Source organism: Pseudomonas sp. GW822-FHT02G04, assembly GCF_058802085.1.
In genome coordinates this window covers 38,364-59,989 of sequence record NZ_JBXANU010000009.1, presented here as the reverse complement: position 1 = coordinate 59,989, position 21,626 = coordinate 38,364, and the positions used below count along the sequence as shown (strand labels likewise).

The window sequence follows — 21,626 nt, the reverse complement described above, 5'->3', positions numbered from 1 at the left end:
GCGTTACGACATGTTGAACGCCACGGCGGCGCGAATCAGCGCCTTCAAGGCCGTTTCATCAATCCGGTCACCCTCATGAATATCGATGGCACGCCGGGTATTGCCATCGAGGCTGGCGTTGAACAGTCCTGAAGGGTCTTCCAGCGAGGCGCCCTTGGCGAACGTCATCTTCACCGCATTCTTGTACGTCTCGCCGGTGCAGATGATGCCGGCATGCGACCACACCGGAACGCCCCGCCACTTCAACTCCTCCACAACATCGGGGTCGGCCTGTTTGATGAGCGCTCGAACCCGAGCGAGCGTCTCGCCCCGCCAATCATCCAGCGCCTTGATTTTCGCCTCGATCAGCGCAGAAGCAGAGCCTTGCCCCTCAGTGTCCTTTGAACCGGCCGTCTCCTTGGTCATGGTGGTTATCCCTCTTCATGATGAATGTCGCCCGCCTCTTGAGTATCGCTTACTGGAGCGCGACGGCCTATCGATTGAATCAGCCTTAAGGCACGACGACCGCCCACAGACTGAATCCCGGCGCCCTGGCTGGTGGTCAAATAAGAGCTAATATTCATCTGTATTCCCCTGCAAAGGACTGCAATCATGAGCCGGCTCGAGTTACTGACCAAATGGAATCGCATGATCGTGCGGTTGCAGATCGAGCACGAAATCAGTGCCCGGGATTTCGAGAAGTTCAGCTGGAAACTGGGCATCCCTTGCGTGGTGCTGTCGGCGATAGTCAGCGCCAGCGTCTTTGGCTCAATCAGTGACTCATCGCCACCATGGCTCCAATATGCAGCCGGTATCCTTTCACTACTGACCCTGGTGTTGAGTTCAGTGCAGACCTTCCTGAACTTTGACACCCGGGCCGCCGGGCACAAAGACACCTCCGAGAAACTCGGTGCGATGTCTCGCGAGATTCAGGACGAAATCGCCAGCGGCAAGGACGAGGCTATCCTGGGCCCGATCGTTCTGGACATCCGCAAGCGCATTGATTCGATTCTGCTGGATGCCCCGACCCTGCCCAAGTCAACGATAAGGAAACTGGGGGATGTTCGCGTCCACCCGGAGACACAGCCAGAGGAGCAAGAGATCGTCCCGGCTTGAATAGAGGCCCGATGCTCCGCGACATCGTGACAGGAGGCGTTTGAGATGCAACTCATCACGTTGAAAATCGACAAGCCGGAAGCGACGAATTTCATTTTTGGTCAGACGCACTTCATCAAATCCGTCGAAGACCTCCACGAAGCGTTGATAAACGCCGTGCCAGGTATCCAGTTTGGCGTGGCTTTTTGCGAAGCCTCCGGCAAATGCCTGGTGCGATGGTCTGGCACCAATGCCGCCATGATCGAGCTTGCGCAGAAAAACGCGCAAGCCATTGCCGCCGGCCATAGCTTCATCATTTTCCTCGGCGACGGTTTCTATCCGCTGAACGTGTTGAACGCCGTCAAAATGGTGCCAGAGGTGTGCCGCATTTTTTGTGCAACAGCCAATCCAACCGAAGTGATTCTTGCCGAGACGGAACAGGGACGCGCGATCCTGGGCGTCGTGGATGGCTTCTGTGCCAATGGCATTGAAGGCGACGAAGACATCCTGTGGCGCAAAAATCTGTTGCGACAGATTGGCTATAAGTTGTGATCGACCGATGGGTTAAATGCAATCAAATCAAGATCACGCTAATAGCCGACAGTACTATAACTACATCAACCTACCGTTCGTCTCCATTTTTAAATTTTCTCAAGCCGCAAAGTTGACTAAACACTTTTAAGATCTAGAGTTCATTCACGATCTGCGGGAGGCACACTCAACGACACTAAATCCAGTGAAGGTATTTTCAGCAATCCGCAATCGTATAACCTGAACTTATGCTGCACCTGGCTTTAGCGCCAAGGTTCTACTGCAACAACAAGGAGCTGGACATGTCTAACGACACAATGGATATACTGGTCGCAATTGATACAGACACCATACTTGACAGTGTTGGCAAAAGTTTTAACGGCAATATATTTACTCTCAGCAATGACTCAACCAAGCCCAGCCAGCTTTACAGCTTTGCCAACAGCTTTGGCAGGCTTGACCAAAGCGTCATCTACATGATCGCCCCACGCAATAGCGTCATCGGCAATTCACAGGGAGGCAGCGAGCTGAACGTTCAGGTTAACCTCGGCGATACCATCCGCTGGCGCGCCACAACGCTGTCCAAGGGACTGGACCATGCGGTTGTCCTCTATCAATACTCTCAAACCGACGGCAAAGGACATATTGGCCATCAAAATCAAGATGGGCCTGCACCTTCTCCAGTCTATGGATCGCCATTGCCGATTATTAACTTTGACAACTACCCAGGCACGCCAACCAAACAGGCTGTTGAAAACTACTACTGGGAGGGCGACGCCCAAGTCCAAGGCAGCATCAGATATTCCTGGGCCTTCATGATTGTAGACAGCCAGAACAAAGTCCTTGGTTACTGTTCATGGGACCCGTACATCCAGATCATCTAAGCATGTCTTCTCCCTGCTCAACCAATGAGTAGAGATAACATAAAAACCCCGGAGACCAACGTCCGGGGTTTCTATTTATAACCCAACAAGTTTACTGGCCGGAATTCTGCACAAGTTGCTCAACGAAGAACTCCACATGCCCTCTCGGATGAGTCGGCAAAGGCCAGGTGTCGACGTTGTGAGCAAGTGCCTGGAAAGCTTGAGCGCACCTGGAGCGCGGGAAGGCTTCCAACACTGCGCGCCCCTTCTGCACGGCCTTGTGTGCACATTCGTCGTTCGGCACCGCGCCGACGTATTGCAGCGAGACATCCAGGAACATATCGGTAATCTTTTCCAGCTTGGCAAACAGGTTGCGACCTTCCGCCGGACTGCCCGTCATGTTGGCCAGCACGCGAAAACGCTGCAGACCGTAGTTCAGGTTGAGCAATTTGATCAGCCCGTAGGCGCCGCTGATCGAGGTGGGCTCATCGCACACCACCACCAGCACTTCCTGAGACGCGCGGATGAAATTGATCACTGAGCCACCGATACCGGCGGCCGTATCGATGATCAGCACATCCAGTTTGTCACTGATATCGCTAAAGGCCTGGATCAGCGCGCGGTATTGGGCAGGCTCCAGATGAGTCATGTTCTGCAAACCAGAAGAGGCCGGGGCGACACGAATGCCTCCAGGCCCTGGCATGAGTGCTTCGGACAGCTCGCAACGCCCTTCGAGAACATCGGCCAGTGTGTAGCGCGGGGTCAGCCCCAGCAGAATATCGATATTCGCCAGGCCGAGATCGGCATCCAGCAATACGACGCGCCGCCCCATTTTCGCCAACGCCAACGAGAGATTAACCGCTACCGTGGTCTTGCCCACACCGCCCTTGCCGCCGGTCACAGCAATAACTTGCACGCAATGCACATCATCCATTTTGTCTTTCCTTTCCCTGCGCATCGTGTGCCAGCACGTAATGGCACCCTCCAGATGCCGGAAGAATAGCTGAAAAGCGCGCAATTGCTGCCTTGCCTCCCGACGAGAGGCATTTTGCCGGCCTCCATCGAATCGTTTCAACGAAAAGGCCGGCAGAAACCATTGAAACGTCTAAATCCACACATCATTCATTGCGGTTCTTTCCCCGGCTTGATCGCCGGTATTCAGCACGCCTCGCGGCTCGATCAGCAACAGCTTCACCTCGCGTTCAGCATAAGGCTTGTGTTCGACGCCCTTGGGGACGACGTACATTTCTCCCTGCCCAACCACAACGGCCCCCTCCCGAAGATCGATGCGAAGTTCACCTTCAAGGACGATGAAGGCTTCATCGGTATCGGCATGGGAATGCCAGACAAAGTCGCCTTCGATTTTCACCACCTTGAACTGATAGTCGTTCATTTCGGCAATCACCTTGGGCGCCCATTGCTCGCTGAACAAGGCATATTTTTCGGCAAAGTTAATCGAGTTGCAGGCTTGGGAATTCATGTAAGTCACCCTCATTGGACTAGATATCGAGCCCTGACTCTAGGGATGACCTAACGCTGCGTATTGCATGATTGTGCAAGTTGGCCGGGACCATGCTCAATCAAGGCCCAACCTCTTCAGCCACCGCCCGGGGGAGACGCCGTAGGTCTGGACGAATTGACGCGTCATGTGGCTTTGATCGAAAAACCCTGCGCATACGGCCGCTTCTGCCATCGAGTAGCCGCCGCACATCAATGCTCTTGCCAGATCGAGCCGGCGTTGAGTCATGTACCGATAGGGGCTGGTGCCGTACAGCGCCCGAAAGTCACGGCTCAGGCTCCAGCGGTCGCGACCACTCGCCTGGGATAATTCATCCAGGGTAATGACTCGATCCAGCGAGTCATGAATCAGCGCACGCGCGCGCTCGGCTGCTGCAAAATCAAACGACTTGCGCCGCCCACGCTGACCCGAGAGCGTATCCAGCGCCTGCGCGAGGTCGTAAATGGCATCGTCTTCTTCCAGGGGCTCGATGCAAGTGTCGAGATTTTGCAGCAGCACCTGGGTCGCGGCACACAGCCTGGGGTCGCTGGATAATCCACCCTCGATAAATGGCAACGGCTTGCCGCCCAGCACCTGCTGAATCAAGGCCGGTTCGATGTAGATCATCCGGTAATGAAAACCCGCTTCGGTACCGGCCTCACCGTCGTGCACCTCGTCCGGGTGCAAGACGATGGTTTTCCCGGGCAGGCTGTGACGCTGGGATTTGCGGTACTGGAAACTTTGTACACCCGACAGCGTTCGCCCGATGGCGTAAGTATCGTGGCGATGCGGCGTAAAGCCATGGCCGCCAAAAAAGGCTTCGATGCGCTCTATCTTCAACGGCTGAGCCGAGCGCTTGACCCAATCCTTGTCGCCCTTGGTTTTAGTCATGTCCCTGTACCACCTGGATGATGTCAATACGTTACCAGTGCGAGCGTCTGCTGTCCCAGACTCGTGCCCCGTCTGAATCAGCCCTCTCGGCGTAGCCGCCAAATATGTCTGTTCCCCTCGTGAACCAGTTTTGAGACCCGCAGTCTTAGCCGTGCCGTAAAAGAAGCTCGCCCAACGAAGCGCTCGTGCGGTTATTGCTCATCTTTATCCCACCCTTATCGTCGTCAACTCATCAGAGCTGTCTGTTCATGCGCCCAACCGTCCGCTGCTGCCGCTTTATTTCGCTGTGCCTGATGCCTTTGTTTCCGCTGTTCGCCAGCCCCGCCCATGCCAGCGGGGAACGGCAACTGGTGGAAGTCATCAACGACTATCGCGCCGATCCCGACCGCTGCGCGGGGCGGACGGTCAAGCCATTGCGGCCGTTGTCGCTGAAATCGGACCTGTCCTTGCCGATCGGCGATGGCGGTGGTTTGCGGGACGCGTTGAAGGCTAACGGCTATCAGGCCGTGACGGTGCGGACCATCCGCCTGGTCGGCGCGCAAGATGCCGATGAGGCGTTTGACATGCTTCAGAGCGATTACTGTGGGGCGCTGCTCGATACCCAATACGCCGACATCGGCGTTACTCGCGCCCGCAGCGAATGGCGGGTGGTGCTGGCGCAACCGGTGCTCGACGGGCGTATCGGCGATTCGCGCGCCGCGGGCAAGACGTTGCTCGCGCAGGTCAACGCGGCACGGGCCAGGCCACGTATGTGTGGGCGCCAACGCTTTGCCGCCGCGCGGCCATTAACCTGGAACGCCGCCCTGGGCACCGCCGCTCAAGGGCACAGCAAGGCAATGGCCTACGGCAACTATTTCGCCCACCAGGACCCCGACGGTGACATGCCGGCGGATCGCGCCAGAGCCGCCGGTTACCGCGGCCGGCAGATCGGCGAGAACATCGCCGCCGGGCAAGGCTCCCCCAGCCAGGCGATGTCCGGCTGGCTGGCCAGCCCCGGGCATTGCGCCAACCTGATGAACCCGATGTTTACCCAGGTCGGCGCGGCGTATGCCAGCGATTCGCGCAGCAACAAAGGGGTTTATTGGACGATGCTGTTTGGGGCGCCTTGAGTGAGGGTTTCGAACCTTGCATAGAAAATGGCTGGCGCTTGGGTCAGTCAGTTAGGGGCTTGAACACCGCAGACCTGTGTGGCGAGGGGGCTTGCCCCCGTTGGGTTGCGAAGCGGCCCCAAAACCTGCAATCGCGGTATATCAGGTACACCGCATGCAATGGTTTTACGACTGCTGCGCAGCCGAACGGGGCGATGCGGCGTTCCGACAAGCCCCCTCGCCACACAGGCTCGCTTCCACAAGTTTGCGCCTACTTCAAGTCGAGACAGTAGGTGTAGTAACCCGTATCGCGCACATAGCCCAATGACTCATACAACCGTTGCGCGAGGTGATTGTCCGTGGCCGTTTCCAGCACCATGCCCTTGGCGCCGGTCAACAGCGCGAAGGCTCGGGCGGTGTTCATCAGCAACGTCCCTACCCCTCTGCCTCGGGCGGCAGGTGTGGTGAAGAGGTCGTTGAGCAGCCAGGTGCGGTGGGCGTCGATAGAGGAGAATGTCGGGTACAACTGGACAAAGCCGAGCGCTTCGCCCGTGGAGTCCTCGGCGAAGAAAATCACCGATTCATCCCTGGCGATGCGCTCTGCGATGAAATCGCGGGACTGCATCAGGTTCGAGGGCTGGCCGTAAAAGCCTCGATAGGCGTCGAAGAGACTGGCGACTTTGTCGATGTGGGTTGCATCAACGCGCAGGACCTGGACGGCCATGTGGGTGGTCTCCGAACAAATGGGTTACTTCGGCTGCGCCACGGTGCGCAAATAAGGTTTCAGCGTCTTGAAGCCATCCGGGTATTTCTTCCTGGCGTCCTCATCAGAGACCGAAGTGGGAATGATGACGTCCTCGCCCGGACGCCAGTTCACCGGCGTGGCAACGGTGTGCTTGGCGTTCAGTTGCAGAGAATCGAGCAGACGCAGCACCTCATCGAAGTTGCGCCCGGCACTCATCGGGTAGATCAGCATCGCCTTGACCTTTTTGTCCGGGCCGATGAGGAACACTGAACGCACCGTGGCATTGTCCACGGCAGTCCGCGCGCCACCACTGGCATTCGGATGAATCATGTCGTAGAGCTTCGCCACCACCAGGTTCTCGTCGCCGATCATGGGATAGTTGACCGCATGTCCCTGGGTTTCTTCGATGTCTTTGGCCCAGGTCTGATGATTGCTGACAGGGTCGACGCTGAGCCCGACGATTTTGGTATTGCGCTTATCGAACTCCGGCTTGAGTCCCGCCATGTAGCCGAGCTCAGTGGTGCACACCGGGGTGAAGTCCTTGGGATGCGAGAACAGAATCGCCCACTTGTCACCAATCCACTCATGGAAATGCAGCGGGCCTTCGGTGCTTTCAGCGGTAAAGTCCGGTGCTTCGTCGCCAATACGGATTGCCATGTTCGTTCTCCTTACTGTTGAGTCGTAGGGAAGTCGCCGGAACGCTGGCTGCTGTTCCGGCGGCATTCGGTGTCTGTGTTGAACCGTCAACGCGGATCAGTATAGGAGACGCTTGAGGACCCGGTAGTTAGCCGCGCGCCCGCCCTGCCTCCTTTGATGACCGGGCACTCAAGCCTGCGAACTGCGCTCGACCGACACCGCAAGCGCTGATGTCCTGGCCAGCCAGTAATAGAGCATGCCCGGCACCACCAGCCCGACGATCCAGGAAATATCGACACCGCCGAGCTGCGCGACCATTGGTCCGGAGTAGAAGTGAGTGTCGACAAAAGGCAGCTGGACCAACACACCGAGCACATACACGCTGACCCCCAACACATTCCAGCGGCCATAACGCCCCGCCGGGTCGGACAACGCGGGAATGTCATAACGCTCCTTGTTGATGAAGTAATAATCCACCAGGTTGATCGCGCTCCACGGCGTGAAGAACGTCAGCAGAAAGAGGATGAAGTACTTGAACGTACTCAGGAACGAGTACTGCCCCAGCAGCGCGAGCGTGGTGGACGCGCCGACAATCGCCAGCACAAACAGCATGCGTTTGCCGGCGGATATTTCGAAGCCACGACGAAAGCCACTGATAATGGTGGCCACGCACATGAAGCTGCCATAAGCATTGAGGGTCGACACCGTGACCTTGCCGAACACCACGCTCAAGTACAGCAGGGAGGCCATCACGCCGGTACTGCCCAACCCGACGATGGTAGCGACTTCATGCCCACGAAAATTCGCGCCCGCCAACGCAGCGGCGAACACTCCCAGCACCATGGAAGCCTGGGCGCCCAGCACCGTCCCCAGGCCTACGGCGGTGAACGTCTTCCAGGACGAGGTCTTGCTCGGCAGGTAGCGCGAGTAGTCAGCCACATAAGGGCCGAACGCGATCTGCCAGGATGCGGAAAGAGACACCGCCAGCAGGAAAGTACTCCAGCCGAAATGGCGGTTTTCCAGCAACAGGCCGATGTCGTTGAGCGTCATCAGCCGGGTAAACAGATAGACGAAGGCGATGATGCCCAGCACGCTGGCCACCCTGCCCACCAGGTGGATGACCCGATAACCGAAGAGAGTCAGAAACGCGATGCAGGAGGCGAAAATCAGGATGCCGGCGCTGTCGCTGACATGGGCCAACTGAGCAATCGCCTGCCCCGACAGTACCGCGCCGGTGGCGCTGAAGCCGAGGTACATCAGGCACACCAGCACAATCGGAATCGCCGCCCCATAGACACCGAACTGCACGCGACTGGAGATCATCTGCGGCAGCCCGAGCTTCGGTCCTTGTGCAGCGTGCAGCGCCACCACCGCACCGCCGAGCAACTGGCCGATCAGCAAACCAATGAGTGACCAGAACACATCGCCACCCAGCACCACGGCCAGCGCGCCCGTCACAATCGCTGTGATCTGCAGATTGGCGCCGAGCCACAGGGTGAACTGGCTGTAGAGGCTGCCATGGCGCTCGGCCTCGGGAATGTAATCGATCGAACGTGTCTCGATCAGGGGACTTCGCTGCTGGGTATCGCTGATCTTGGTCATTTTTTTGTTCTCTTCTTATGGGGTAGACGCTAATGCCAGTGAGTTAAAGGCAAATCGAACATGTAGGAGCCAGGCTTGCCGGCGAAAGCGTCCTTAAGTGCGCCTTCGCCGGCAAGCCTGGCTCCTACGAAAAACGTGCTTTATTTTTGTTGTTCAAAACCAACGAACGGCGCCTTGGCCCATACGACCTTGCCGCCGACCACCGTCAGCAGCACGTCATTGCGGGCCAGTTCATCCTCGGGCACCTGCATGAAGTTCTTGTCCAGAACGATCACGTCAGCAAACTTACCCACTTCTATCGAGCCAACGACCGAGTCTAGACGTAACTGCTCGGCAGCGTTCATCGTGATGGCTTTCAACACATCAGTGCGCGACAACGCCGGGTCGGCATTCAACCTGCCTGCATACTTTGGACCATAGCTGTGCGGGTTCAGCGGATCGCCTGAGCGGGTGACCCCGATCTTCAGTGCGAGGAATTCGTCGAGCGGGTCGACGGGCCAGTCGCTGCCATACGCCACCCGGCCACCGGCACGCCTGATGCTGCCCGATGGCTCCATGCGCGCAAAGCGATCGCCCCCCAGATGATCGCTGGTGCCGTCGTCCGTGGACGGCGCCTGCTGGGCCCACTGGAAGGACATGTTGGCAGTCACGTCGAGCGCCTTGAAGCGCCCATAGTCGGCAGGGTCCACCGACTCGGCGTGAGTTATGGTCGGACGAAAACCATTGCCCGGCAGTTGCCGGCGCACGTACTCGATACCGTTCAACGAGTCACGCACCGCCCGGTCTCCGGTGGCGTGAAGGTGCGGATCGAGGCCGGCCTGGACAGCCTTCAGCAGCAGCGGATTAAGTACTTGCGCAGGGAAATACAGCTCGCCGACGTTGTTGCCGGGCGTCCACTTGGGCGCGGCATCGGTGCCGGTATTGCGCAAGTACGGGGTCAACATTGCCCCGGTGTCCGCTGGCGCGTTGATGATGCCGTCCATGAACAATTTGACGTGACGCATGCTCACCCCCGGCGCGACTTTGGCTTCGCCCTGATCATAGGTGTTGGCCAATGCCTTGGCCTCGGCAATGGTTTTCGCCGGGTCTGCCGCGGCGGCGGCAGGGTCGAGTTTGATTGCCAGCAAGGCCCGTGCGGTCAACTCGCCCGACTGCTGCAAGGTGGTGAACGCTTTGCCATTTTCCGGCCCCGACAAGGCATCGAAGAAACTGGTAATGCCTTGCCGGCGCATGGCATCGAGCGCTGCGCGGGTCTGGTTGAGCTTCTCGGCGTCGGTGGCTGGCGGCACCACGGCGGCCATGGCATCGGCGGCACCGTCTTCGCAGATCCCGGTCGGGTTGCCGGCGCTGTCACGCACGTACTTGCCATCCCCCGGATTGGCCGTGTGCCTGTTGATGCCAGCGACCGCCAGGCCGCGGGAGTTTGTCAGCACGGTGTGGAAATCGGTGGAGCGGACCTGGATCGGGCGAGTGGTCTTGAGCGCGTCCAGCGTTGATTTGTCGGGATCGCCGTCAAGCCCGGTCATGCCCATGCGGTCCCAACTGCCCACTTCAAGCCAGACATCGGGGCCTTTGTCCTTGTCGGCATCCAGACACGCCTGAATGGTTTGCTGGAAAACCTTACGGGTCATCGTCTGGTATTTCAGGTCGCACAAGGTCATTGCGCGACCGCCGTCCCCCGGGTGCATGTGTGCATCAACGAAGCCGGGCATCAACATGCGTCCCGCTAGATCGATCATCCGTGTCTGCGTGCCGATGTACGCAGCAACCCCTTCATCGCTGCCCACGTAAACGATCTTCCCACCCGTGACGGCAATCGCCTGCTGCACGGAATTCTTGCCATCGACGGTGTAGACATAGCCGTTGCGCATCACCATGTCAGCCGGTGTCGAACCGTGTGTCTGACACCCCACCAGCGCCATGCAAGAAAATGCCGTTGTCGTCGCAACGGCCATAAACAACCGGGAAAGTTTCAACTGCCTCACCTCTGTTTTTATAGTTCTGGAAGTGGCCCGAACGAACTGCCGCAAGCCCCTGATATGCAGGGCACACGATATAGAGCGCAGCGGTTGGATGGACCTCTGCAAATGAGGAGGGTGAGGCAACTTGACCGCACCTAATCGCGGCGCGTTGCATCCGCAAACGAGGTCGGCGAACGCAGCACAGAACCCAGCTCCACCTTGCTCTTCACGCCGAGCTGCAGGTAGCAGTTGCGCAGGTAGGTGCGCACCGTCGCAGGACTCAAGGCAAGGATTTTGGCAATCTCCTTGTAGGAATGGCCGGCGGCGAACAGCATCGCAGCCGTCCGCTCGCGAGGCGCAAGCACCGCCCCCCGCGACTGCGCTTCGAGCGACAGGATGACGTGCTCGGCGTTAGGGCTCAGTGTCAGTGCACAGCGACCCAGGCGCATCACGCAGGGTGCCTTTGGCAGTTGCGCGATCACCTGCGCGGGAAGCATTGAACCGCCCCACCCTGGCAACTCACGCTCAATCGCGGCGCACAGCGTGGCCCCCACGTACAGCAGGCTGCCGTCCATACGCGCGACGCCAAAGTCAGACGCCCCGTTGCCCGTATCGAAGCGGATCATGTCCTGCACCTGAAATCGCCAGAGCTGCAACAGATGGTCGCAGAAGGCCGAAAACAGCTCCGCCTCACTGTCGTTGAACGCCGGAGCTTCAATGCCTCGGTAAAGGCAGACGAAGAACATCAAGCCGCTTTCGGGTAACTCGAAAGTGATGCACATCAGGTGGTAGAGGGCGTGGCGCCGGGCGAACGCGTCCACTTCTACATCGGGGTCGGTGAACCCGCTGTCGCGCACGACCTCACCGGGTCGGCTCAGGGTGTCATGGGAAAATCTGTCGCTGCCCGCACTCTTGTGCCATTCGGCGGCAAACGACTCGGGCAGATTGATTCGCCCGTGCATCCAGCTTCTGGGCGGAGCATCGATGCCCAATGCGGACATCTCCCCCCACCAGGCCGAAGCGAAGGGCAGCAGTTCACGGAATGCCTGCAGGCCTTCGGCGATGAACCGGGAGGCACCGCGATCCCGAGCAAGGCGACCAAGGTGCAACACGCAATGATTGAATGCTTTCAGCGTTGCCATCGACGTCTTGGCGCCAACCTCATCACCCTCCTCCATCGTGCTGATCTCACTCGCTTCATGGCCTGTCATTTCGACCATGCCATAGGCGCGGTAATGGCGTCCAGCACGAGTCGACTATCCAAATATGACCTTCCCCGAATTGATAACTGGGTATGCTTGGCAGCCTCTGAATCGCCCATAGAAAAGGAGTTCAAATGAAAACGGATTGGCAACAAATTCGAGAAATGATGAACACTGTCATCGACAGTTGTGAGCAGATCGAAGCGGCGGGTTACCGCGAAGAACATCGCGCCGCGACCGTGGCCATCAAAGGCGTCGATTACTCCGTTCAGGAGTTCTTGATCAGTGCCTGGACACTGCCTGAGAATATTCGCTATCAGATTATTCGTGAGCGTCATGAGGCCGGGAGTGACCTTCCTTATGTACCAGAAGCGGCTCGTATTCTGGTCGCCATGGCGCAGGCCTGCGCGGAGCTTGTCGGGGCTCGAGATATCGCTCCCGCCAAGAAAGCCATTGAAGGCATGAATAATTGGTACAAGGGCTATGCCGTGCCGCATGTGATAACGGCCATTGAGCGCGCAATGAACCGACCTGACGCCTAGCTTCAAAATCAGTGCCAACGAGGTCTGAATATGACTCATCCATCGTCCCCGCCACTACGGGAAATTTATCTCTCGGAGACCTCCGACCGGGATTTGTTCAATCGCATCGCCAGTGAATTGGCACGAGAGCTGGGCGGGACCTGGACGGCACAGATCAATGGGTTGGACCAGCGTTATTGGGACCTGGCCGTCGAGGGGCAGACGATTACGCTGCATCTGGAACACTACCTGGGGATCATGCTGCTGGTGGAGGACGCGGATCCGGACTGGATTGCGTCGGAGCGTTTTCAGGCGGTGGTGCGGCGGTTGCAGACGGATTGAACGATAACGGGCGCCTGATCGGCGCCCGTTTTATTTGAAACGAGAGGGAAATACATCCAGGAATCACCGATGCTTTCAGATATTGATTTCGCTGGCCGGCACGACATCGATCCGCGCCACGGAACCGGTCAGATGCGCCAGATCCTTGTTGTGTTCAGTGATGATGTCTTCGGCGCTCATCGTGCCATTGTCGATCGTGGTATGGGCGTCGGCCGCCAGCACTACGTCATAGCCTCGCGATAAAGCCTCACGGACCGTGGCGTTGACGCAGTAATCGGTTTGCAGGCCGCAGATGATCAGGCGATCGACGTCCCGCTCTTGCAGATGTTCATGCAGGTGAGTCTGGTAGAACGAATCCGGGGTGGTTTTGCGCACGCGCAGGTCTTGGGGTGACGTCTTCAGGCCGTCGGCCAGTTGCCAGCCTTCGGTGTCGTATTGCAGCAGGTCGCCCTCTTCTTCGTGCTGGATCAGGATGACCGCAATATTGGCGGCTCGGGCTTTGGTGCCGAGGCCGTTGATGGTTTCGATGACGCGCTGGATGTCGAAGCATTCATACTCGCCGGTGCACAGCGCGCGTTGGACATCGATGATCAGGAGTGCGGTGCTCATGGCTTCCTTCCTTAGAGAGGTCGCTGGAACGATGGATTTCAACTCCCTTCTAGCCTGTGTAGCAGCTGTCGAGCTTGCGAGGCTGCGTTCGAGCGCGCAGCGCTCGCCATATCAGCGAATGCGGTTTGCCCGAATGAACGGGCTAACCGACTTTACGACTGCTACGCAGCCGAACGCAGCCTCGCGGGCTCGGCAGCTGCTACCCGGGATCGAGGCCACCCAGGGAGTCGGGGTGGCCGATGATCGCCTGTTTCAGTAACCGAGCGACAACCCGGTATTACGCCGTGGGTCGTTCGCCCCATAGAAGCGGTTCTTGCCCACGGGTTTGCCTTCCAGCGAAGGCGCACCTACCAGAATAGCCGCAATGTGGTTGGGGTCCTGCGGGCCAGCAAACTTGTGCCCCCAACTTTCGAGCATCTTCCTGGTGTCCGGACTGGTGGCGAAGTTCTCCAGGTTGGTTTCTTCCGGCAGCCATTGCTGGTGGAAACGCGGCGCATCCACCGCTTCCTGGATGTTCATGCCGTAGTCGATCACGTTAAGGATGGTCAGCAGGGTCGCGGTGATGATACGGCTGCCACCGGGCGTGCCGACGACCATGACGACTTTGCCATCCTTGGTGACGATGGTCGGGCTCATGGACGACAGCGGCGCCTTGCCGGGGGCGATGGCGTTGGCTTCGCCCTGCACCAGGCCGTACATGTTCGGCACGCCGATTTTCGAGGTGAAGTCGTCCATTTCGTCGTTGAGGATGACTCCGGTTTTGCTCGCCATCACCCCGGCGCCGAACCAGTCGTTGAGGGTGTAGGTCACCGACACCGCGTTACCCCATTTGTCGACGATCGAGTAATGGGTGGTGTTGCTGCCTTCGTGGGGCGCCACGCCGGGTTTGAGCTCGCGGGACACGCCGGCCTTTTGCGGATCGATGGCAGCGCGGATTTTGGTCGCGTAGTTTTTATCCAGCAAATGGGCGATCGGATTTTTCACGAAGTCCGGGTCGCCGAGGTAGCTGTTGCGGTCCACATACGCATGGCGCATCGCTTCGATCTGGTAATGCATGGCCTGAGCCGAGCGGTAGCCCAGTTCTTTCATCGGGTAGCCGTCGAGGATGTTCATGATCTCGCAGATCACCACCCCGCCGGAGCTTGGCGGCGGCGCCGAGACCACGTGGTAGCCGCGGTAGTCGCACTCGATGGGTGCCAGTTCGCGGGTTTGGTATTTGTCGAGGTCGACCTGAGTGATGATGCCCTTGTTGGCCTGGCTGGAGGTGACGATGGCGTCGGCCACCCAGCCTTTATAGAAACCGTCGGCGCCCTTCTCGGAAATTTCCCGCAGGGTTTTGCTCAGGTCTTTTTGTACGAGTTTCTGGCCGACCTGCATCGGCTCGCCATTGCTCAGGAAGATCGAGCCCGAGTCGCGCATGTCTTTCTTGAAGACGTCTGTGGCGTACTCCAGCAAATCGACATCGCCCTGCTCCAGCACAAAACCATCTTCGGCAAGTTTGATCGCCGGCGCGATCACTTCCTTACGGGGTTTGGTGCCATATTTCTTCAGCGCCAGCTCCATGCCAGACACAGTGCCCGGCACGCCAACGGCCAGGTGGCCACGGGTGCTGAGATCAGGGATGACGTTGCCCTGCTTGTCGAGGTACATGTCGGCCGTGGCGGCCAGCGGGGCTTTTTCACGGAAGTCGAGGAAGGTCTTGCGCCCGTCCGCCAATTGAATCGTCATGAAACCGCCGCCGCCCAGGTTGCCTGCCGCGGGGTACACCACCGCCAGCGCGTAACCCACCGCAACGGCAGCATCGACGGCGTTGCCGCCATTCTTGAGAACATCGACGCCGACATGGCTGGCCAGATGCTGGGCGGTGACGACCATGCCGTTTTCGGCCGAGACCGGGGCAACGGAGGCCGCATGAGCCATCAGGCAGCTCAGCGCCAATGAGGTCGCCATGAGCGATTTGGAAAAAGGTTCAAACTTCATGGGTCGGTCTCTTTTTTGTTTTTAGGCTCTGTGCAAAAACAGAGGGAACGGTTCAAAAGCAGTTGGCAAGTATGGCTGCAATTGCGTATTGCGCCTCCCCGGCGAGGCAGTATGCTGGGCCCCTGTTCAGCACGTGTGCGGAGTCCGCCGGCATGACCTACACCTTCACCACCCTGGCGTCGCCGGTCGGCGAGTTGAAGCTGGTCGCGAAAGACTCGCGTCTGGCGGCCATCCTCTGGGAAAACGACAAACCCGGCCGGGTAAGACTGGGGCCGATGAGTGAAGCAGCGGACAACCCGATCCTGATGCGCGCCTCACAGCAGTTGCAGGAATACTTTGCCGGCACGCGTAATCATTTCGAGCTTGAGCTGGATTTTGCCGGGACGGATTTTCAGAAGCAGGTGTGGCAGGCGTTGCTGACGATTCCGTTTGGCGAGACGCGCAGCTACAGCGAAATAGCCCGACAGATCGGCAATCCCAGCGCGGTTCGGGCGGTTGGCGCGGCCAACGGCAAAAATCCGATATCGATTGTCGCGCCGTGTCATCGGGTGATCGGTGCGTCGGGGAAATTGACGGGGTTTGCCGGGGGGCTTGAGGCGAAAGAGCGGTTGCTGACGCTGGAGGGGTGTGAATGGTCGGGGGCCGGCAGGATGGGGGATTTGTTCTGATTATCGATAACCACGAGCCTGCACGTTGAACAACTGCGCATAGCGCCCACCCGCCGCGACCAGGCTGTCGTGATCGCCCCGCTCAAGGATCGCCCCCTGATCCAGCACGATGATGTGGTCGGCATTGCGCACGCTGGAGAAACGGTGAGAAATCAGCAACGTCATGCGCCCTTCGGTGTGTTGACTGAAATGCTCGAAAACCGCCGCTTCCGCCGCCGGGTCCAGGGCCGAGGTCGGTTCATCCAGAATCAGGATATCGGCGTCGCGGCGCATGTAAGCGCGAGACAAGGCGATCTTTTGCCATTGCCCACCGGACAGCTCCTGCCCACCGGCAAACCACCGCCCCAACTGCGTGGCGTAACCGCGATCCAGACGCTCGATGAAGGGCGCTGCCATCCCTTCGGCGGCTGCTTGCTGCCAACGGGTTTCATCGTTGAACGCCAGGGTGTCGCCCACACCGATGTTCTCGCCGACGGAGAACTGGTAGCGAATGTAATCCTGGAAGATCACACCGATGCGCCGTCTCAGCGCCTCTTCTTCCCAGGCCTGCAAATCGCTGCCGTCCAGCAGAATACGGCCCTGATCGGGACGATACAGCCGAGTCAGCAACTTGATCAGCGTGGTTTTGCCCGAGCCGTTTTCTCCCACCAGCGCGACACTGTGTCCGGGCAACAGATGTAGATCGATGCCCTGCAAAGCAGCGCGGCTCGCCCCCGGATAACGGAAACCGACACTCTCGAAACGCAACCCATCACCGGGCACCGCACCCACGGTAAGGCTTCCGGCATCGGCCACCACCGGCTCAGCCAAATACTCATAGAGGCTCGACAAGTACAGACCATCCTCATAGAGACCGCTGATCGCGCTCAAGCTGCTGCTCACCGCCGTCTGCCCCTGCTTGAACAGCACCAGATACATGGTCATTTGCCCGAGGCTGATGCTGCCGTGAACGGTATCGACCACGACCCACGCATAGGCCAGATAAAACGCCGCGGTGCCCAGCAGTCCCAGCACAAATCCCCAGCCATCGCGACGCAACGTCAGACGCCGGTCTTCGGCGTAGAGACGAGCAAACGTGTCCCGATAACGCTGCAACAACAGCGGCGCGAAGCCGAACAGCTTCACCTCTTTGATGTAGCCCTCATGGGAGAGCAGTGTCTCGATGTAGTTCTGCTGCCGACTCTCCGGTGCCCGGCGCGTGAACAGCCGAAAGGCATCCCCGGAAAAGTGCGCTTCGGCGAAGAACACCGGCAACGCCCCGACCACCAGCAGCACCAGCGCCCAGGGCGAAAAATGCACCAGCAACACGCCAAAGCTGATCAACACGATCAGGTTCTGGATCAGCCCCAGCGACTTCATCACCAGCGCCAATGGCCGGGTCGATGCCTCGCGCCGCACCCGAACCAGCTTGTCGTAGAACTCGGAATTCTCGAACTGCACCAACGATAACGTCTGGGCCTTCTCCAGAATCATCGTGTTGACCTTCTGCCCCAACTGCACTCGCAACAACGACTGCTGCACCGACAGTGCGCGCTGCGTCCCGGACAGCAACGCAAGCACGCCCGCTTCAAACAGCACATAGCGCACGACCGGCCACAATGGCGCGCTGCCCTGTTGCGCGTGCAACTGCATCGCGGTAACGACCGCGTCGACAATCCGCTGCCCCAACCAGGCTGCCAGTGCCGGCAGCACACCAGCGATCAGCGTCGCCAGCACCAACCCCAGAAACAGCCCGCGGGACGTTCCCCAGACCAGCAGCAAGGCACGCCTCGCCTGGTCGAGCAAAGAGGCGAAACGGGTAAGGACAGGCATAGGGCGATGGACTCGGTGGCGGATGTAAAGGGGCGCGGCACGTCATACGGTATGTGGAATGAGCGACGCCCACTTTACGTGGATATGAGGCGATAAGCCTCGCCTCGCCCATAGTAAAAACATCCAAAAAAAGTATCGTCGCTCACCACGTTTTAGCGCTTTGCTATGAGGAGTCAATGCCTATCGGGATTGGCAGACGAACCTGAACGTCCAACCAATGTGCCCCACTCCATCACCGGGAGCAGAACATGAAAATCAACCCCTACCTGATCTTCAACGGCGACTGCCAGGATGCCTTCAACTTCTACGCCCAAAGCCTGCCTGGCCAGATCGAAGTCATGATGACCTTCGGCGAAACTCCAGCTCGCGACCATGTGCCAGCGGACTGCCACAACCTGATCATTCATACGCGCCTGTTGGTCGGGGATCAGTCGATCATGGGGTCGGACACCACACCCGATCACCCCAGCGCCGGCATGAGCGGTTGTTCGGTGTCATTGAATGTCGACAGTGTGGTTGAGGCAGAGCGAGTGTTTGCGGCATTGGCGCAAGGCGGGAGTATTCAAATGCCATTGGAGACGACGTTCTGGGCGGCACGCTTCGGGATGCTGGTCGATCGGTTTGGCGTGTCATGGATGATTAATTGCGAAAAAGACCAATGACCGGCTCTCCCCCTCAGACTAATACTTAAGTATAATGGCCATCTAATATCATCCCTGGCTTTTTGAATTCAATAACCGGACGGAATAACTACACCGTTCACAAAATCAGCTCTTGACATAAAATATTACGAATATAATGCAAAAGGAGTCAATTAATATACCCCCCGCTCTCATTTGCCCTAAAAAGAGGCGACAGTTGAACTGGCGCCTTTCGAGCGCGCACCTAAACTGCCATAGAACACCGTGGAATATCCTTATAAATCAACTCCAGATATCAAAAATGCGGACTTTCGCACAATTTATACGCAAGACTTCTCAGTGATGCCTCGTTCTGTAGCCCGATCCGCGGATCAGCCACGCTTCAGTGTTGATCATAGAAAAGTCAACCTAGAGGGCCTAGTCCGACGCAAAAGCGCTCACCAACTAAATCGGATATCAGAAAATCAAATTGGCTAAAGCCGCCACAGTCGGCTATGTCATTGAATCAACTGAAACTACTGACGATGGAACGGCACCTGTTGACAAGCTCAAAATGTTATAAAAAGTCAGATAACTCCAGTATTTTGTGTATTAAGATTGCAACGCCAGCACATATGAGTAATTTGCATGATGAGTACTGAGAGCAAAACCGAAAATAGCCAGAGGGGTATTCTCGCTATTGGGCGCACTTGGCGCTCGGCAGAGAAACTTCGGCAGTTATTTGTACCCAATCTCACGCATATATATACATTAGATTACACAAACCCGTTAAACCCAGATAGCGAAGCTCAAGCCCACGATGCCGTACTAATCGATATTGAAAGCCCTTCCATTCTTAATGACTGCCTGGCGCTCATTAAGAAATTACGTACGAGCCCAACAGAACTGTCCATTATCGTTGCAATCAATTTTCGTGCTCCGCAAACAAAAATTGAATGTTACCTGGCCGGTGCCGATCACTGTATCAATGTACCTAACGACCAGGATGAAAAAGCCAGGTTAATTTCAGAGTTGCTCGAAACACCTGAATGGCAGCCCACCATCAAGTTGACCCTGGACCAAACATGCCTGCACTTATACAACGATGAGTTCAAACTGGATCTGGCTTATCAGGAAATGAAAGCCCTGGATGCGCTTATTAATGCAGAAGGTAATATCCTGCACCATGATTGCATGGCCGAATCCATGGGTTTGAATATCAAGCTCTATGACTCACGTGTTCTGGAGAAATCCATAAGCCGCCTTCGAAACAAAATCAAAAAGCACTTCGGCATTAACATTATTCATAGTGTTCGCGGTTATGGCTATCGATTGCTTCGAGGGGTCGTTTCGGTAAAGCAAGCAAACTTTCATTCTTAAAGGGACTAAACGATGGAGTCCAGCAGGCAATATACCGTGCAAGATAATTTCGCATTGGTTTTCTTCAGGCAATCAATTCTCAAGCGAAACGATGAATTGTTCGGCAGTGAGATTTATGCCAAAGCGACCAAACAGCAGACACCTCTGAACAAGGGGTATCAGCCATTGCATCCCGATCACCCACTGGCGATTTATCGTGAAGTGCTGATGCGGATCCAATTAAATGCCCTTTCACAGATCGAGGCCACACCCTCCCCATCCGTACAGACACCCAATAAACTGTTCGTGACCATGCACCAATCCGCGTTGTTGGATAAGGCGTTCATCAGGGAACTGAACGACGCTCAAACGACACTCAAGAAGCATGAACAACAGTTAATCCCCAGTATTAATGGCAGTTCGTTACATTCGTTCAACATCAAAGAAAAAAGAACCATTATCAATCACATTCATTTATTGAAAGACAACGGGGTCGAAATCGCTTTCGATGGCTATGACTTAAGCGATGACAGCGCTGAAAAACTGATCAGCCCGAAGCTGTTCGATTACATAAAAGTGGACCTGACCCGATCCAATTTCGACATCATGGTCGATAACAGTCAGGACTTTTTCAACAGGTCTTACGACTGCCTGAGCAGCATGATCCATGACAGCAAGATCAAGTTCATTGCGGACCGGGTCGAGCACAAAGCACTGCACACACTGGCCCGCAGCATGCCTTTCGATTTTTTCCAGGGGAGGTACTACTCGCCGACTGAGGTTATTTAAGCTTTAAAAATTTCACCAAACTAGGAAGGAGCCTTATTGTGAATACGTCAAACAACAGCTTTCTAATTTTCACCCGAGATCAACTGGCACGACAAGCAATAGAATCGCTTCTCGCACAACGCCTGTATTTATCTTTTGAAATCGAATCTGGCAAACTCAGCAGCGAACGCATCCGAAAGAGTCGATTCACACACATCCTGCTCGACCAGGCCGATATCTCGCTGAGCGATGTCAGCTTTATCCGCAAGAATCAAAAAGATGCGGAAATCATACTCATAACTCCCAACTCGGAGCATTCAGAACTCCATCACTTCTCGCACTTCGGGGTTGATGGCTTTCTCAAGAAACCGGTGGCAGACGAAGAGTTCATCTCTGCAGTCAGCCGGGTTAAAGAGTCGCAAGGTAACCCCGACATCTGGTGGTTTAATGCCGACGACAGAACATTAATCAAGGAAGATATAACCATCCCATTGACTGGCACCGAATCGTTAATGCTCACCCAACTGGTCATCAGTGATCGACGGGTACTCAGCAAGAACGACCTTATTCTACGCATCGATAAAGACCCGGAGAATTACAGCGGCCTTGAAATGTGCTTGAGCCGGTTGCAGAAAAAATTCAAAACTGCCGCCAACGGGGAACGCCTGATTCGCTCGGTCAGAAACCGGGGTTATTGCCTGGCACAAAGGATAAGAATCGCTTACTAAGCGAGATCGCAAAAACAATAACAATAAATGCGATTTCCTGCCCCACCCGATACCGCTTGACTGCCTAACCACCTCGCCTTGTACTTCCCGCCGCCTATCCCTCGCACATCTTTCTCTCCATAGTTCCT

The 21,626-nt window shown here is 57.0% G+C and carries 23 protein-coding genes; 11 read left to right on the top strand and 12 right to left on the bottom strand.

Features of this window, described 5'->3' with window-relative positions; all coding sequences use genetic code 11:
- Positions 1–3: 3 nt before the first annotated feature.
- A complete protein-coding gene (locus AC1RO5_RS14045; protein WP_493175605.1) occupies positions 4–405 on the bottom strand; it encodes a DUF1801 domain-containing protein in 402 nt (133 codons plus the stop codon).
- Between the two features lie 186 nt (positions 406–591).
- On the opposite strand from AC1RO5_RS14045, the gene AC1RO5_RS14040 reads away from it, so the two are divergent.
- The 3 genes from AC1RO5_RS14040 to AC1RO5_RS14030 all read left to right on the top strand — a co-directional run bounded on the left by AC1RO5_RS14040 (position 592) and on the right by AC1RO5_RS14030 (position 2,489).
- Complete coding sequence (locus AC1RO5_RS14040; protein ID WP_493175603.1) at positions 592–1,095, top strand: SLATT domain-containing protein; 504 nt, start codon at positions 592–594, stop codon at positions 1,093–1,095.
- A gap of 45 nt (positions 1,096–1,140) precedes the next feature.
- The gene (locus AC1RO5_RS14035) at positions 1,141–1,626 is read left to right on the top strand and encodes an adenosine-specific kinase (RefSeq protein WP_007935436.1); all 486 of its coding nucleotides are present in this window, start codon (positions 1,141–1,143) and stop codon (positions 1,624–1,626) included.
- Between the two features lie 281 nt (positions 1,627–1,907).
- On the top strand, positions 1,908–2,489 hold the full coding sequence (locus AC1RO5_RS14030; protein WP_493175597.1) for an AidA/PixA family protein: 582 nt from the start codon (positions 1,908–1,910) through the stop codon (positions 2,487–2,489).
- A gap of 91 nt (positions 2,490–2,580) precedes the next feature.
- Here AC1RO5_RS14030 and AC1RO5_RS14025 read toward each other — a convergent pair whose 3' ends face one another.
- From AC1RO5_RS14025 to AC1RO5_RS14015, 3 genes are all read right to left on the bottom strand, one after another.
- Complete coding sequence (locus tag AC1RO5_RS14025) at positions 2,581–3,402, bottom strand: MinD/ParA family ATP-binding protein (protein WP_493175592.1); 822 nt, start codon at positions 3,400–3,402, stop codon at positions 2,581–2,583.
- A 171-nt stretch (positions 3,403–3,573) separates the two neighbouring features.
- A complete protein-coding gene (locus AC1RO5_RS14020) occupies positions 3,574–3,948 on the bottom strand; it encodes a cupin domain-containing protein (protein ID WP_493175589.1) in 375 nt (124 codons plus the stop codon).
- A 96-nt stretch (positions 3,949–4,044) separates the two neighbouring features.
- Complete coding sequence (locus tag AC1RO5_RS14015; RefSeq protein WP_493175587.1) at positions 4,045–4,857, bottom strand: AraC family transcriptional regulator; 813 nt, start codon at positions 4,855–4,857, stop codon at positions 4,045–4,047.
- 248 nt (positions 4,858–5,105) lie between these two features.
- Here AC1RO5_RS14015 and AC1RO5_RS14010 point away from each other — a divergent pair, with 248 nt between their 5' ends.
- Positions 5,106–5,966, top strand: a complete 861-nt coding sequence (locus tag AC1RO5_RS14010; protein WP_493175585.1) for a CAP domain-containing protein — start codon at positions 5,106–5,108, stop codon at positions 5,964–5,966.
- 250 nt (positions 5,967–6,216) lie between these two features.
- On the opposite strand, the gene AC1RO5_RS14005 is transcribed toward AC1RO5_RS14010, so the two are convergent.
- The 5 genes from AC1RO5_RS14005 to AC1RO5_RS13985 all read right to left on the bottom strand — a co-directional run bounded on the left by AC1RO5_RS14005 (position 6,217) and on the right by AC1RO5_RS13985 (position 12,067).
- Positions 6,217–6,669: a GNAT family N-acetyltransferase gene (locus tag AC1RO5_RS14005; protein WP_493175583.1), complete on the bottom strand. Its 453-nt coding sequence runs from the start codon at positions 6,667–6,669 to the stop codon at positions 6,217–6,219.
- Positions 6,670–6,693: 24 nt separating this feature from the next.
- Positions 6,694–7,347 carry a peroxiredoxin gene (locus tag AC1RO5_RS14000; protein WP_007935451.1) on the bottom strand — a complete coding sequence of 218 codons (654 nt, stop codon included), beginning with the start codon at positions 7,345–7,347 and terminating at the stop codon, positions 6,694–6,696.
- A 168-nt stretch (positions 7,348–7,515) separates the two neighbouring features.
- The gene (locus tag AC1RO5_RS13995) at positions 7,516–8,928 is read right to left on the bottom strand and encodes a purine-cytosine permease family protein (protein WP_493175579.1); all 1,413 of its coding nucleotides are present in this window, start codon (positions 8,926–8,928) and stop codon (positions 7,516–7,518) included.
- A 140-nt stretch (positions 8,929–9,068) separates the two neighbouring features.
- Positions 9,069–10,904, bottom strand: coding sequence for an amidohydrolase (locus AC1RO5_RS13990; RefSeq protein WP_493175577.1), 1,836 nt, complete (start codon positions 10,902–10,904; stop codon positions 9,069–9,071).
- Between the two features lie 140 nt (positions 10,905–11,044).
- A complete protein-coding gene (locus AC1RO5_RS13985) occupies positions 11,045–12,067 on the bottom strand; it encodes a helix-turn-helix transcriptional regulator (protein ID WP_493175831.1) in 1,023 nt (340 codons plus the stop codon).
- A 158-nt stretch (positions 12,068–12,225) separates the two neighbouring features.
- Between AC1RO5_RS13985 and AC1RO5_RS13980 the strand changes: the two genes are divergently transcribed.
- Both AC1RO5_RS13980 and AC1RO5_RS13975 read left to right on the top strand, forming a co-directional pair.
- Positions 12,226–12,633, top strand: coding sequence for a hypothetical protein (locus tag AC1RO5_RS13980; RefSeq protein ID WP_493175576.1), 408 nt, complete (start codon positions 12,226–12,228; stop codon positions 12,631–12,633).
- A gap of 30 nt (positions 12,634–12,663) precedes the next feature.
- The gene (locus AC1RO5_RS13975; protein WP_493175574.1) at positions 12,664–12,954 is read left to right on the top strand and encodes a DUF3630 family protein; all 291 of its coding nucleotides are present in this window, start codon (positions 12,664–12,666) and stop codon (positions 12,952–12,954) included.
- A 75-nt stretch (positions 12,955–13,029) separates the two neighbouring features.
- Here AC1RO5_RS13975 and AC1RO5_RS13970 read toward each other — a convergent pair whose 3' ends face one another.
- Positions 13,030–13,563, bottom strand: coding sequence for a cysteine hydrolase family protein (locus tag AC1RO5_RS13970; protein WP_493175572.1), 534 nt, complete (start codon positions 13,561–13,563; stop codon positions 13,030–13,032).
- Between the two features lie 252 nt (positions 13,564–13,815).
- Complete coding sequence (gene ggt / locus AC1RO5_RS13965; protein ID WP_493175571.1) at positions 13,816–15,543, bottom strand: gamma-glutamyltransferase; 1,728 nt, start codon at positions 15,541–15,543, stop codon at positions 13,816–13,818.
- Positions 15,544–15,695: 152 nt separating this feature from the next.
- On the opposite strand from ggt, the gene AC1RO5_RS13960 reads away from it, so the two are divergent.
- Complete coding sequence (locus tag AC1RO5_RS13960) at positions 15,696–16,211, top strand: methylated-DNA--[protein]-cysteine S-methyltransferase (protein WP_493175569.1); 516 nt, start codon at positions 15,696–15,698, stop codon at positions 16,209–16,211.
- On the opposite strand, the gene AC1RO5_RS13955 is transcribed toward AC1RO5_RS13960, so the two are convergent.
- Entirely contained in the window at positions 16,212–18,023 is a 1,812-nt protein-coding gene (locus AC1RO5_RS13955; RefSeq protein ID WP_019581993.1) for an ABC transporter ATP-binding protein, read from the bottom strand.
- Positions 18,024–18,271: 248 nt separating this feature from the next.
- On the opposite strand from AC1RO5_RS13955, the gene AC1RO5_RS13950 reads away from it, so the two are divergent.
- The 4 genes from AC1RO5_RS13950 (at position 18,272) to AC1RO5_RS13935 (ending at position 21,498) form a co-directional block, all read left to right on the top strand.
- Entirely contained in the window at positions 18,272–18,685 is a 414-nt protein-coding gene (locus tag AC1RO5_RS13950; RefSeq protein ID WP_493175567.1) for a VOC family protein, read from the top strand.
- Positions 18,686–19,291: 606 nt separating this feature from the next.
- Positions 19,292–20,023, top strand: coding sequence for a winged helix-turn-helix domain-containing protein (locus AC1RO5_RS13945; protein ID WP_493175565.1), 732 nt, complete (start codon positions 19,292–19,294; stop codon positions 20,021–20,023).
- 12 nt (positions 20,024–20,035) lie between these two features.
- A complete protein-coding gene (locus AC1RO5_RS13940; protein WP_493175563.1) occupies positions 20,036–20,791 on the top strand; it encodes an EAL domain-containing protein in 756 nt (251 codons plus the stop codon).
- Between the two features lie 38 nt (positions 20,792–20,829).
- On the top strand, positions 20,830–21,498 hold the full coding sequence (locus AC1RO5_RS13935) for a winged helix-turn-helix domain-containing protein (RefSeq protein ID WP_007934179.1): 669 nt from the start codon (positions 20,830–20,832) through the stop codon (positions 21,496–21,498).
- Positions 21,499–21,626: the final 128 nt, after the last annotated feature.